At 66.8% G+C, this 12,665-nt stretch carries 16 protein-coding genes; 8 read left to right on the forward strand and 8 right to left on the reverse strand.

Features of this window, described 5'->3' with window-relative positions; all coding sequences use genetic code 11:
* The first annotated feature begins 4 nt into the window (after window positions 1-4).
* On the forward strand, window positions 5-1,630 hold the full coding sequence (locus tag ROZ00_08135; GenBank protein MDT3736176.1) for a glycosyltransferase family 39 protein: 1,626 nt from the start codon (window positions 5-7) through the stop codon (window positions 1,628-1,630).
* Entirely contained in the window at window positions 1,627-3,237 is a 1,611-nt protein-coding gene (gene pgi / locus ROZ00_08140; GenBank protein ID MDT3736177.1) for a glucose-6-phosphate isomerase, read from the forward strand. The genes ROZ00_08135 and pgi overlap by 4 nt, the downstream gene beginning before the upstream one ends.
* Here the strand turns inward: pgi and orn are convergent, their stop codons facing one another.
* Window positions 3,238-3,783 (reverse strand): oligoribonuclease, encoded by a 546-nt coding sequence (gene orn, locus ROZ00_08145; GenBank protein MDT3736178.1) that lies wholly within the window; start codon window positions 3,781-3,783, stop codon window positions 3,238-3,240. It lies immediately after the preceding gene.
* 62 nt (window positions 3,784-3,845) lie between these two features.
* Between orn and ROZ00_08150 the strand changes: the two genes are divergently transcribed.
* The 5 genes from ROZ00_08150 (at window position 3,846) to ROZ00_08170 (ending at window position 7,377) form a co-directional block, all read left to right on the forward strand.
* Window positions 3,846-5,087, forward strand: a complete 1,242-nt coding sequence (locus ROZ00_08150) for a M48 family metallopeptidase (protein ID MDT3736179.1) — start codon at window positions 3,846-3,848, stop codon at window positions 5,085-5,087.
* Window positions 5,088-5,096: 9 nt separating this feature from the next.
* The gene (locus tag ROZ00_08155; protein ID MDT3736180.1) at window positions 5,097-5,402 is read left to right on the forward strand and encodes a c-type cytochrome; all 306 of its coding nucleotides are present in this window, start codon (window positions 5,097-5,099) and stop codon (window positions 5,400-5,402) included.
* A 1-nt stretch (window position 5,403) separates the two neighbouring features.
* Window positions 5,404-5,739 carry a 4a-hydroxytetrahydrobiopterin dehydratase gene (locus tag ROZ00_08160; protein ID MDT3736181.1) on the forward strand — a complete coding sequence of 112 codons (336 nt, stop codon included), beginning with the start codon at window positions 5,404-5,406 and terminating at the stop codon, window positions 5,737-5,739.
* On the forward strand, window positions 5,736-6,605 hold the full coding sequence (rsgA, locus tag ROZ00_08165) for a ribosome small subunit-dependent GTPase A (GenBank protein MDT3736182.1): 870 nt from the start codon (window positions 5,736-5,738) through the stop codon (window positions 6,603-6,605). Before ROZ00_08160 ends, rsgA begins: the two co-directional genes overlap by 4 nt.
* A 157-nt stretch (window positions 6,606-6,762) precedes the next feature.
* On the forward strand, window positions 6,763-7,377 hold the full coding sequence (locus tag ROZ00_08170) for a trimeric intracellular cation channel family protein (GenBank protein ID MDT3736183.1): 615 nt from the start codon (window positions 6,763-6,765) through the stop codon (window positions 7,375-7,377).
* 66 nt (window positions 7,378-7,443) lie between these two features.
* On the opposite strand, the gene ROZ00_08175 is transcribed toward ROZ00_08170, so the two are convergent.
* The 4 genes from ROZ00_08175 to ROZ00_08190 all read right to left on the reverse strand — a co-directional run bounded on the left by ROZ00_08175 (window position 7,444) and on the right by ROZ00_08190 (window position 10,878).
* On the reverse strand, window positions 7,444-8,631 hold the full coding sequence (locus ROZ00_08175) for an acetyl-CoA C-acyltransferase family protein (protein ID MDT3736184.1): 1,188 nt from the start codon (window positions 8,629-8,631) through the stop codon (window positions 7,444-7,446).
* A 21-nt stretch (window positions 8,632-8,652) separates the two neighbouring features.
* Window positions 8,653-9,576 (reverse strand): CobD/CbiB family protein, encoded by a 924-nt coding sequence (locus ROZ00_08180; GenBank protein ID MDT3736185.1) that lies wholly within the window; start codon window positions 9,574-9,576, stop codon window positions 8,653-8,655.
* Between the two features lie 47 nt (window positions 9,577-9,623).
* The gene (locus ROZ00_08185) at window positions 9,624-10,145 is read right to left on the reverse strand and encodes a CoA pyrophosphatase (protein ID MDT3736186.1); all 522 of its coding nucleotides are present in this window, start codon (window positions 10,143-10,145) and stop codon (window positions 9,624-9,626) included.
* A gap of 97 nt (window positions 10,146-10,242) precedes the next feature.
* Window positions 10,243-10,878: a TIGR02281 family clan AA aspartic protease gene (locus ROZ00_08190; protein MDT3736187.1), complete on the reverse strand. Its 636-nt coding sequence runs from the start codon at window positions 10,876-10,878 to the stop codon at window positions 10,243-10,245.
* Between the two features lie 22 nt (window positions 10,879-10,900).
* On the opposite strand from ROZ00_08190, the gene ROZ00_08195 reads away from it, so the two are divergent.
* On the forward strand, window positions 10,901-11,608 hold the full coding sequence (locus tag ROZ00_08195; GenBank protein MDT3736188.1) for a type 1 glutamine amidotransferase: 708 nt from the start codon (window positions 10,901-10,903) through the stop codon (window positions 11,606-11,608).
* On the opposite strand, the gene ROZ00_08200 is transcribed toward ROZ00_08195, so the two are convergent.
* The 3 genes from ROZ00_08200 to ROZ00_08210 are packed head-to-tail and all read right to left on the reverse strand — an operon-like array spanning window position 11,609 to window position 12,662.
* The gene (locus ROZ00_08200) at window positions 11,609-12,094 is read right to left on the reverse strand and encodes a YajQ family cyclic di-GMP-binding protein (GenBank protein ID MDT3736189.1); all 486 of its coding nucleotides are present in this window, start codon (window positions 12,092-12,094) and stop codon (window positions 11,609-11,611) included.
* Between the two features lie 33 nt (window positions 12,095-12,127).
* On the reverse strand, window positions 12,128-12,439 hold the full coding sequence (locus tag ROZ00_08205) for a pyrimidine/purine nucleoside phosphorylase (GenBank protein ID MDT3736190.1): 312 nt from the start codon (window positions 12,437-12,439) through the stop codon (window positions 12,128-12,130).
* Window position 12,440: 1 nt separating this feature from the next.
* Window positions 12,441-12,662, reverse strand: coding sequence for a DUF2788 domain-containing protein (locus ROZ00_08210; GenBank protein ID MDT3736191.1), 222 nt, complete (start codon window positions 12,660-12,662; stop codon window positions 12,441-12,443).
* Between the last annotated feature and the right edge of the window lie 3 nt (window positions 12,663-12,665).

The raw sequence follows: 12,665 nt of genomic DNA on the forward strand, positions 1-12,665 counted from the left end.
GACAATGCCCCTGCCGCGCCTGCCCTTCGCCTTCCCGCCGCGCGGCGCCGTACTGATCGCCTTCTGCGCGCTCTATCTCCTGCCCGGACTGGTCGGCCACGACCCCTGGAAAGGCGATGACGTCACGCATATCGGCGTGGTGTATTCCATGCTTGACGACGGCCACTGGCTGCTGCCGCGCATGGCCGGGGAAATCTGGCTGGATTCGCCTCCGCTTTACCACTGGACGGCCGCGCTGCTCGGCTGGCTTTTTGGCTTCATCCTGCCCCTGCACGATGCCGCACGCCTCGCCTCGGGCCTGTACGCCGGCCTCATGATCCTCTGCCTCGCGGGTGCAGCGCGCCATTTCATCGGCGCCGAAGCCGCACGCGGCGCCGCCCTGGTCGCCATCGGCTGTCTGGGATTGCTGGTGCATGCCCACGAAACGCAGCCAGCCATCGCCTTCCTCGCCGCCACCGCCGCAATCTACTACGGCCTGGCACTGCTGCCGCAGCGCCCGCTTCGCGGCGGCGTCGTTGCCGGTGCCGCGCTGGGACTCGGCTTCCTCGCCGCCGGCCTGCCCGCCCTGATCATGCTCGGGCCGCTGCTCATGCTGCTGCCCCTGATCTCTTCGCATTTGCGCACAGCGCAGTCCGCGCGCGGGATGCTCACCGCGCTGGCAGTGGCGGCTCCGCTGATCCTCTCCTGGCCGCTGGCGCTGCATTGGCAGCACCCTGCCTCCCTCGGCCACTGGTGGTACTACGAATTGGCGGAGCTTCGGACGGCCTCCAATGTGCCGCAGGTTCTGTGGAATTTCCTCAAGCTGATCGGCTGGTTCGCCTGGCCGGCCCTGCCCCTGGCGCTATGGACGCTTTGGAAGGAGCGGCGCCGGCTGCGCGAGCCGCGCACGCTCATTCCGCTGACCTCTTTCCTGGTCCTGCTCGCCGTTCAGAGCGTCTTTTCCGACCCGCGCAGCCTCAACGCACTGCCGCTGCTGCCGCCGCTGATGCTGCTCGCCGCACCCGCCACGCTGTCGCTGCGGCGCGGCGCCGCCAACGCCTTCGACTGGTTCGGCATGATGACCTTCACCCTGCTGGCCGGCCTGATCTGGCTGGGCTGGCTTGCAATGGTCACTGGTATACCGGCGCAGATCGCCAAGAATTTCGCCAGGTTGGAGCCCGGCTTCGTCGCCCACTTCTCGGTTCCCGCCTTCGCCGTCTCGCTGGGACTGACTTTTGCCTGGCTCTGGCTGATCTTTCGCAGCCCACGCACGCCCCAGCGCGGCACGGCACATTGGGCCGCCGGCGTCACGCTCTGCTGGGGGCTGCTCATGGCCTTGTGGTTACCCTTGCTTGATTACGACAGGAGTTACCGCGGCGCTGCCGCGGCCCTCAAGGCTGCCGTGCCGGCGGGGAGCAATTGCATCGCCGGCCGCGGACTCGGCAGCACCCAGCGGGCCGCCTTCCACTACTTCGCCGGAATACAAACGCTGCGCGAAGGCAGCCGTGCCGCCGCGCAATGCCGGCTCTTCCTGATCCAGGGCACGGCGCAAAAGGAAGTCTTGCCGCCGGGCGCGGGCTGGCGCAAGATTTGGGAAGGCGGCCGCCCCAGCGACCGCAACGAACGCTTCCGACTCTACGCCAGGAAATGACGCCGCTCACCCAGACCCCGCAATGGCAGGCGCTCGCCACGCATCGCAAGGCGCTGGCGGGGCGGCATCTCAACGAATTTTTCGCCGCCGATCCGCAGCGCTTCGCTCGCCTGTCGCTGCGCTGCGGCGATCTGCTGGCGGACTTCTCCAAGCAGCGCCTCACCGCCGAAACGCTCGCTCTGCTCGTCATGTTGGCCGAGGCGCGCGATCTGGCCGGCTTCCTGCGCCGCATGATCGCCGGAGAGGCCATCAACGCCACGGAAAACCGCGCCGCCCTGCACATCGCCCTGCGCGCCGAGCGCTCCTGCCGCGTGGGTGGCAAGGATGTGCTGCCCGAGGTGGCCGCCACGCGCAAGCGCATGCGCGAACTCAGCGAAGCCATCCGCTCCGGCGCCTGGCGCGGTAGCGGCGGAGAGCCCATCAATGCCGTGGTCAATCTCGGCATCGGCGGCTCCGACCTCGGCCCGCGCATGGCCGTCCAGGCGCTCGGCACCTATGCCGATCCAAAGCTCGCCGTTCGCTTCGTCGCCAACATCGATCCGGCGGAGTTCGCCGACACGGTGCGCGACCTCGACCCGGCGCGCACGCTGTTCATCGTCTCCTCGAAGACCTTCACGACGCAAGAGACGCTGGCCAACGCCCGCGCCGCCAAGGCCTGGCTCGACGGCGCCGACCCGGCGCGGCATTTCCTCGCCGTCAGCAACAACCTCGCCGCGGCGCAGTCCTTCGGCATCCCGGCGGAGAACTGCCTCGCCATGGCGGAGTGGGTCGGCGGGCGCTTCTCGATGTGGTCGGCCATCGGCATGCCGATCGCCTGCGCGATCGGCATGGACGCCTTCCTGGACCTGCTCGCCGGCGCGCGCGCGATGGACGAGCATTTCCTGTCTGCACCCTTCGCCGAAAACCTGCCCGTGTTGATGGCCCTCGTCGGCCTGTGGAACATCGACTTCCTCGGCGCCGAATCGCTCGCCGTCATTCCCTACGCCCACCGCCTCGGTCTGTTGCCGGCTTACCTGCAGCAGCTCGAGATGGAGAGCAACGGCAAGCGCGTCACCCTCGACAACGCTGATGTCGGCTGCGACACCGCCCCCATCCTCTGGGGCATGGCCGGCTCGGTCGGCCAGCACGCCTTCCATCAGCTCTTCTATCAAGGGACACGGCTGACGCCGATCGACTTCATCGTTCCGGTCGGCGACGCCAATCCGGAGCAGGAAGCCCTGGTCGCCAATGCGCTGGCGCAAAGCGCCGCCGTAATGAAAGGCAAAACGATCGAGGAAGTGAAACGCCAGTTGATCGCCGTCGGAAAACCCGAAACGGAAGCAGTGCGCCTGGCGCCACATCTTGCCTGCCCCGGCAACCAGCCCAGCACGACGCTGCTGATGCCGGATCTCACGCCGCGCACCCTGGGCAGCCTGGTCGCCCTCTATGAGCACAAGGTGGCGGTGCAGGGCTGCCTCTGGGGGATCAACAGCTTCGACCAGTGGGGGGTCGAGCACGGCAAGCAGATGGCGCGCGAAATCCTGCCAAAGCTGCTATCGGGCGAAGGGGCGTTCGACGCCTCCACCGCCGGCCTGCTCGCCGCCATCCGCGCCTGGCGGAAAACGTAATTACAACTTGATGAAATTGTCGCGGTAGTAGCGCAATTCTTCGATAGACTCGTGGATGTCCGCCAACGCCGTGTGCGCGCCCTTCTTCACCACGCCCTTGTAGACCTCCGGCTTCCAGCGCCGCGCCAGCTCCTTCAACGTGCTGACGTCGAGGTTGCGGTAATGGAAATACGCCTCCAGGCCGGGCAGCCAGCGTGCCATGAAGCGGCGATCCTGGCAGATCGAGTTGCCGCACATCGGCGAGGTACGCTCGGGCACGTATTCGCGCATGAAGGCCAGCAGGATCTCCGTCGCCGCCACCTCGTCGGTCGCCGAGGCGCGCACCTTGTCGATCAGCCCCGACTTGCCGTGGGTGCTCTTGTTCCAGTCGTCCATGGCATCGAGGACCGCGTCGGGCTGGTGGAGCACCACCACCGGCGACTCGGCCAGGGTGTTGAGCGCGCTGTCGGTCGCCACCATGGCGATCTCGATGACCCTGTCGCGGTCGGGGTCGAGGCCGGTCATTTCCATGTCCAGCCAGATGAGGTTGTTGGGGTCCTGTGCCATAATTTCGCGAGAACTGGAAAGCCCGCATTCTGTCACAGTTCATATCCTTTCATGGCCCCGCGATGACCGACGCCTTCACCTCGCTGTTCCTGGCTGCCCTCGGCCTGACCACCGCACTGCGCCTTTGGCTGGCACGGCGTCACGTCCGTCACGTCGCTGCCCATCGCGGCGCGGTGCCGGCAGCCTTCCACGACACCATCACCCTGGAAGCCCACCAGCGCGCCGCCGACTACACCACGGCCAGGGTGCGCCTGGCGATGGCGGATGTCGTAACCGGCGCGATCTTCGTGCTGGCACTTACCTTGGGCGGTCTCCTGCAAGACATGCATGACGGCTGGACAACGCTTGGCCTCGGCGGCCTCGCGCACGGCCTGGCCTTCATCGCCGGCCTCGCCGTGCTGAGTTCCCTCGTCGACCTGCCCTTCTCGCTTTATCGCACCTTCGTCGTAGAGGCGCGCTTCGGCTTCAACAAGATGACCCTGCGCCTCTTCCTCGTCGACCTCGCCAAGGGTGCGCTGCTCGGCGCACTCATCGGCCTGCCGGTGGTCGCGGCGGTGCTGTGGCTGACGGAAAGGATGGGGGCCTACTGGTGGCTCTACGTCTGGCTGTTCTGGCTCGGCTTCAACCTGCTGGTCCTGCTCATCTATCCGACCGTGATCGCGCCGCTCTTCAACAAGTTCACGCCGCTCGTCGACGAATCCCTGCGCAGCCGCATTGAAGCGCTGCTGACGCGCTGCGGCTTCCGCTCGAGCGGGCTCTTCGTCATGGACGGCTCCAAGCGCTCGGCCCACGGCAACGCCTACTTCACCGGTTTCGGCCGCGCCAAGCGCATCGTCTTCTTCGACACCCTGCTGGACAAGCTGGCACCGGAGGAAATCGAGGCAGTGCTGGCCCACGAGCTGGGACACTACAAGCGCCGCCACGTCTGGAAGCGCGTCGGCCTGCTGGCGCTGGCGAGCTTCGCCTTCCTCTGGCTGCTCGGCAGCCTGATCGATGCGTCCTGGTTCTACGAGGGGCTCGGCATGCGTTCGCAGGGCACCGCGCCGGCGCTGGTGCTGTTCTCGCTGGCGATTCCGGTGTTCGCCTTTCCCTTATCGCCGCTGATGAGCGCACTGTCGCGCCGCCATGAATACGAGGCCGATGCCTACGCCGCCGAACAGACCCGCGCGGGCGACCTCGTCGCCGCACTGGTCAAGCTCTATCGGGACAACGCGGCGACGCTGACGCCGGATCCGCTCTACTCCTCGTTCTACGATTCCCACCCGCCGGCGGCGGCACGCATCGCCCGCCTGCAGACCGCGTAGGAGAAGCCCATGAACAGAACGTCCCTGTTGCTCCTGCTGTTGCTGCCGCTGACGGCGACGGCCGATCCTTTTCCCAAGGGCGACGCCGCAGCCGGCAAGAAGCTGCACGACGCCAAGTGCATCGCCTGCCACCAGCGCCTCGCCGGCGGCAATGGTTCCGACATCTACACGCGCATCGACCGCAAGATCCAGACGCCGAAGGCGCTGCTGCAGCGCATCGCCGCCTGCAATGCACAGGTGAATGCCGGCTGGTTCCCCGAGGAGGAGGAGCATGCCGCCGCCTATCTCAACCGGCAGTACTACAAGTTCAAGTAGCATGACCCGCGAGGAACTCGCCCAAGGCCAGTGCGTGCCGCTCTCCGGCGCCGGCCATCGCCTCGACGCGGCACGGCTGGACGCCCTGCTCGCCCTGCTGCCCGGCTGGGCACGGGACGGCGAGGCCATCGCCAGGTCCTTCGATTTTGCCGGCTACGAGGAGACGCTGGCCTTCGTCAATGCCGTCGCGCGCATCGCGCAGGAGCAGGACCACCACCCCGACATCGCCTTCGGCTACAGCCGCTGCCGCATCGCCTATTCGACGCATTCCGTCGGTGGCATCTCCCTCAACGACCTCATCTGCGCGGCGAAGATCGAAGCGCTGCCCCGCCCTTGAGCCAGGCCGGCACCGTCGTCGCCGCCTTCGGCAGGCAATACGAAATCGCACTGGACGACGGCGGCCTCGCCCTGTGCTACCCGCGCGGCAAGAAGAGCCACGTCGCCTGCGGCGACCGCGTCACGGTGGAACTGTCGGCGCCGGACCACGGCGTCATCGCCGCCGTCATGCCGCGCCGCAGCCTGCTCTACCGCAGCGATGCCTTCCGCCAGAAGCTCTTCGCAGCCAACGCCACGCAGGCTGTCATCGTCGTCGCCACCGAGCCGAGCTTCAGCGACGAGCTGGTGACGCGCTGCATCGTCGCCGCCGAGCAACAGCACCTGTGCGTGGTGATCGTGCTGAACAAGGCCGACCTTGCCGACCGCCTCGATGCGGCGCGACGGCAGCTCGCCCCTTTCCGCGATCTCGGCTATCCGGTGATCGAGCTGAGCGCCAGGCGGGGCGCGGAGGCGCTGCGTCCCCACCTGGCCGGGCAGTGCAGCGTGCTGGTGGGGCAATCCGGCATGGGAAAGTCCACCCTCATCAACGCCCTGCTGCCCGAGGCGCAGGCCGCCGTGCGCGAGATCTCCGAGGCGCTCGACTCCGGCAAGCACACCACCACCCACGCCCGGCTCTACCGTCTGGACGCGGACACCAGCCTCATCGACAGTCCCGGCATGCAGGAATTCGGCCTGGCCCACCTCACACGCGCCGAGATCGAGCAGGGCTTCCGCGAGTTCCATCCGCATCTCGACAAGTGCCGCTTCCGCGACTGCCGCCACGACCGCGAGCCCGATTGCGCCCTGCGCGCCGCCGTCGCCGCGGGGAGCATCGCGCCACGCCGCCTGGAGCAGTTTCATGCGCTTTGCACTTCCTGCGGGAAGTAGCCGGAAAAAGTCAGCCGCTCCGACTCGGCGAACGGGGCCCGGCTGACTTTCGGCGCAGGCCAACCTCGGCAGGGCCGCGGTCTGGCCGCGAAGCGGCGGCCGAAGCCGAAAGTCAGTCGCTGCAGCACGGCGGCGAAAACGCTAAACTCGGCCTCGCATGGAAAACCTCCTCTACTGGATCGGCCTGGCCGCCGTCGCGGTGAACGCCCTGACCGGCGTCCTCGACGCCGGCCGCAAGCAGATGGACCTCGTCGGCGTGGTCATGGTCGGCAGCGCCACCGCGCTGGGCGGCGGCACGGTGCGCGACCTCCTGCTGGACCGACAGGTGTTCTGGATCGCCGACCAGACCTACCTGGTCGTCGCGCTGGCGACGACGCTTGTCGTCTTCTTCGCCGTGCGCGGCCTGCGCCTGCCGCCGCGCCTGTTCCTGATTCCGGATGCGGTGGGCCTGGCGCTGTTCACCATCGTCGGCACGCAGGTCTCGCTGGAATGGCAGGCACCCTGGCTGGTGGCCTGCCTGCTCGGCGTCATCACCGGCGTCGTCGGCGGCGTGCTGCGCGACGTGCTCTGCAACCAGGTGCCGCTGGTCTTCGTGCGCGGAGAGCTCTACGCCTCCGCCGCCTTTTCCGGCGCGCTGGCGCTGATCGGCCTCCAGATGCTCGGGGTATCCGAGGTCGCCGCCGCCTGGAGCGGCATGGCCGTCGTACTCGCCATGCGCCTGCTCGCCATGGCCTTCCGCATCACCCTGCCCACCTATTCCGAGCGCAAATAATCCTGTGGGCAAACGAAAACGGGCCGGTCGCCCGGCCCGTTTCGTACTGCTGTCCGTGGAACCGCGTTACACGCGTTCCCAGATCGTCGTGATGCCCTGGCCGCCACCGATGCACATGGTGGCGAGGCCGTAGCGGCCGTTGATGCGGATCAGCTCGTGCAGCAGCTTGGTCACGATCACCGCGCCGGTGGCGCCGACCGGGTGGCCGAGCGCGATGGCGCCGCCGTTGACGTTGGTCCTGGCCGGGTCGAAGCCGAGCCCCTTGGCCACGGTCAGCGACTGCACGGCGAAGGCTTCGTTGGACTCGATGACGTCGATCTTGTCGAGCGTGAGACCGGCCTTCTGCAGGGCCACCTTGGTCGAGGGAATCGGACCCTCCCCCATCACGTCGTTGGGCACGCCGGCGATGGCGTAGGCGACCAGACGGGCGATCGGCTTGTGGCCGCCGGCCGCCGCCTTGGCGGCATCGGCCAGAATCAGCGCCGCGGCGGCATCGTTGATGCCCGAGGCGTTGCCGGCCGTCACCGTGCCGTCCTTCTTGAAGGCCGGCTTCATCTTGGCCAGCGTTTCCATCGTCGTGCCGGCGCGCGGATGCTCGTCGGTGTCGAACACCACGTCGCCCTTTCGGGTCTTCAGGGTGATCGGCGCGATCTGCGACTTGAAGCGTCCCTCGGCGATGGCTTTCGCCGCGCGGTTCTGCGACTCGACGGCGAAGGCGTCCTGCTGCTCGCGCGTGATGCCGTGCTTGACCGCCAAGTTCTCGGCGGTGATGCCCATGTGGCCGACGCCGAACGGATCGGTCAGCACGGCGACCATGGCATCGATCGCCTGGGTGTCGCCCATGCGGGCGCCAGAACGCAGTGTCGGCATCAGGTAGGCGCCGCGCGACATCACCTCGACGCCGCCGCCGAGGGCGAAATCGGCGTCGCCGAGCAGGATGGCCTGCGCCGAGCTGACGATGGCCTGCTGCGACGAGCCGCACAGGCGGTTGACCGCGAACGCGACCGAGTCCATCGACATGCCGGCCTGGATGGTCGACACCCGCGCCACATAGGCATAGCGCGATTCGGTCGGAATGCAGTTGCCGACCGTGGCGAAGCTGATCTGCTTCGGATCCACGCCGGAACGGGCAATCGCCTCTTTGAACACCGCGCCGCCAAGTTCAGCCGGCTCCATGCCGGCAAGCGCGCCGTTGAAGGTACCCACCGCACTGCGCACGGCGCTCAGAACCACCACTTCTCTTTTGTCAGCCATTTCGTCACTCCTGAAAGGAAATCAACCTGCCCAGCTGGCAACGCCCAGCAGCGCCAGCAACAACAGACAGAGCACCAATGTGCGCCAGACCAGTCCGATTCCGCTCTGCATGAAATCGGCGTCGGCCTCCTCTCCCAGCCCCAGTTCGGGTCTCTCCGTCACTTCGCCCGATTCGACGATCGGCAGCCCCAGGCGCACCCCCAGTGCCCCGGCCCCGCTTGCCAACAGTATACCCGTTGCCTCGTCCGGCCAGCGCGCAGCCTGGGTGCGCCAGCAATAAACTGCATCCTCGAAATCGCCGACGATGGCGAAGAAGGACGCCGTGATGCGCACCGGCAGCCAGTCGATGACGGCAAAGGCCCGGTCGGCAAAGCGGCCGAAAGCGCCGAACTCGGCGTCGCGTCGCGCGCCCCAGTGGCGGGAAAAATAATAGGCCAGGCGGTACATGAGGGCGCCGGCCGGCCCGGGCAGCAGGACGAACCAGACCACCACGGCGAAAACATGGCGATGCGAGGCGACCAGCGCCTCCTCCATCGCCAGGCGGGCGATCTCGGTGGCGTTGAGGCCGTCGGCCGAGCGACCGCGCCACTCGCCGAGGAGGGCGCGGGCGCGTTCCGTCTCGCCCATGCGCAGGGCCAGGTGGATGTCGGTGTAGTAGTGGCTGAACTGGCGGAAACCCAGCGCCAGATAGAGGATGGCCACGTTCCAGGCGAAGCCGAGCAGCGGATTCACCGTCATCAGCGCCAGATAGACGGCGGCGCAGACGATCGTTGACGGCAGCACGGCCAGCAGCCAGGCGATCATGCCATGGCGCTCCTGGCCATCGTTGAAGTGCCCCTCGAAGAAGCGCGCGTAATGCGACAGCGGCACGGCGACCACCTTGCGCTCGGCGAGGGGACGCACCTGTTCCAGCAGCAGGACGACGATGAGGGAGATGACGGTCATGAAAAGCGCGAAAGCGGTACGACGGAGGAAACAGCCCGATTATCGCACTACTCGCCGTAGAGCAGGCGATGCAGGCTCACCAGCATGCCGGCGGTGGCGCCCCAGATGAAATAGCCCTCGTAGGGCATGGCGTAATAGTTGCGCACGATGCCGGCAATCTCCATGCTGTGGCGCTGGTGATTGGCCGGATCGAGCAGGAAGGCCAGGGGCGTCTCGAACACCTCGGCCACCTCGAAGCTGTCGGGGTTAAGCTTGAAAGGCGGCCGCACCAGGCCGACCACCGGGGTCACGGTAAAACCGGTGCCGGTGCGGTATTCGGGCAGGAGCCCCAGCACCTCGATCAAGGCCGGATCGAGGCCGATTTCCTCCTCGGTCTCGCGCAGCGCCGTGAACACGGGCGAGGCGTCGGTCGGCTCGCAGCGGCCGCCGGGAAAGCTCACCTGTCCGGCATGGTCGTTGAGGTGGGCGGTACGCTGGGTGAACAGTACGGTCAGGCCTTCCGGCCGTTCGATGACCGGCACCAGCACCGCGGCAGGCGTCAGCTTCTCCGGCACGGCGTCCTCGGCCACTGCCTGCAGCCGGCGCGGACCGGCAAGGCGCTGCCGCAGCCAGTCTGCCGTCGGTGCGTGCCGTTCTTGCCCTGGAGCGTGCGGCTTGGCGTTCAATTCAGTAGCGCTTGCGCAGCGTCATGGTCTGGCCGTCGCGCTTCATTTCCATGCGATTGAGGAAGCTCATGCCGAGCAGCGCCACCGGCATGTCCTGCTGGTGCACCGTGCCCTCCACCTCGTTCAGGGTGACGTCACCGATGCGTACGCTGTTGAGCGTCACCAGCCAGGCCTGGGTGACGCCATTGGCGGTCTGCACCAAGATCGGCCGCCCATTGGCGAGATTCACGTTGGCGCGGCGCGCATCGGAAGCGCCAAGGGCAACGCTGGTGGCTCCGGTATCGACCATGAAGCGGACTGTCGCGCCATTGACCGTGCCGGTAGTGATGAAATGGCCACGGCCGTCCGCCGTCAGGCTGGTGGCCTGGGCGCCGCCGCCGTCACCGCCGGAATGGGCATGCTGGCCGATGGCCAGGCGCTGGCGCTTGCCGGCGATGTCGACCGTGGCGCTGCCCTGGTCGACAGCAATCAGCCTGACGCCGCCGACGCTGGCTCCCACCGCGACGGTGCGCGGCGCGCCGCCATCGATGACCAGCACCGCCTTGCCGGGAAACAGGCCGACCACGCCGACCTCGACGGCCCAGGCCGGCAAAGCAAGGAATGCGCAGCACAGCATCGACAGGCTAGAATGCACCATGCGCCTTGCCGATTTTTTCATCATGAAACCCGTCGCCATCTTCCGCCATTTCCATACAGAGGGACCGGGCTATTTTGCCACATTCCTCGACCGCCACTCGATCCCCTGGACGCTTATCCGCATCGACGAACGGGATACCGTTCCGGCCGGCATCGACGGCTTCTCCGGGCTCGTCTTCATGGGCGGCCCGATGAGCGTCAATGACCCGCTGCCCTGGATAGCGCAATCGTGCACGCTGATCCGTACCGCCGTCGCCGCCGGCCTGCCGGTGCTCGGCCATTGCCTGGGCGGCCAGCTCATCGCCAAGGCGCTCGGCGGCACCATCACGCGGAATCCGGTGAAGGAGATCGGCTGGGGACCGGTGCGCGTACTCGACCATCCGGTGGCACGCGACTGGTTCGGCGACCTCGCCGGCTTCGAGACCTTCCACTGGCACGGCGAGACCTTCAGTATCCCGCCCGGCGCCGCACGCCTGCTGGAGAGCGCACATTGCGCCAACCAGGCCTACGCCCTGGGCAAGACCTTCGGCATGCAGTGCCACGTCGAAATGACTGAGGAGATGATCCGGCAGTGGTGCATCGACGGCGCCGGGGAAATCGCCGCCGCCCGGAGCCCCGCGGTGCAGGAACCGGCGACCATGCAGGCAGGCATGGCCCCGAAGGTGGCGGCACTCAACGCCGTCGCCGACCGCATCTACACGCGCTGGATCGAGGGCCTGAAGCGGGACTGATCAGTCCCGGAAGTTGTTGAACTGCAACGGCACGTCAGTGACGGATTTCCTCACCAGGGCGATGACCTCCTGCAGCACGTCCTTCTTGGCGCCGGAGACGCGCACCGCCTCGCCCTGGATGCTGGCCTGCGCCTTGAGCTTGCTGTCCTTGATGGCCTTGACAATCTTCTTGGCCAGATCGCCGGTGACACCCTCCTTCACCGTGACGACCTGCTTGACCTTGTTGCCGCTCACCTTCTCGATGTCGCCGCGATCAAGGTAGCGCACATCGACGTTGCGCTTGGCAAGCTTGGCGGTCAGGACGTCGCCAACCTGGTCGAGCTTGAACTCGTCGTCTGCGAAAAGGGCCAGCGTCCCCTCGCCCTGCTCGATACGGGCATCGGAGCCCTTGAAATCGAAGCGGTTGGCGATCTCCTTGTTCGATTGCTCGACGGCATTGCGCAGCTCTACCTGATTGACTTCGGAAACGATATCGAACGACGGCATGGCTTCCTCCGCTGACTGACGAGACGGCCCCGCCTACTTGAAGTGGCAGACGTAGTCGAGCAGTTCGAGCGTCTCGATGTCGAAACTGCTGTTGCCCGGCACGCTGAACTGCTCTCCGGCGCCGTATTCCCGCCACTGACTTTCCCCCTTCAGGCGGACGCGGCAGCGCCCCGCGTTGAGCTCCATGACTTCCGGCGCCGCGGTGTTGAAGATGAGCTGCGAGGGAAAGATCACGCCGACGGTCTTCTTCGTGCCGTCGGCGAAGAGCACGGTGTGGCTGACGCACTTGCCGTCGAAATAGACGTTGGCCTTCTTCAACACGGACACGTTGTCGAACTGCGACATCTCAGATCCCCCACATTTTCTTGATGATGGCCTTGGCGATGAAGCCGAGCATGCCGAAGGCCAGTACGAAAAACAGAATGAATGTCCCCATCTTGCCGGCCTTCGACTTCCATGCCAGTTCGCCGATGATGAACAGCATGTACAGCATGAAGGCGCCGAGCAGGAAGGTCAGACCGAAATCGGCCACCTCCTGCTCGGTGAAACCGAACAGCGTCCCCTGCATGAA

Source organism: Denitratisoma sp. (genome assembly GCA_032027165.1).
Taxonomy (GTDB): Bacteria; Pseudomonadota; Gammaproteobacteria; order Burkholderiales; family Rhodocyclaceae; genus Desulfobacillus.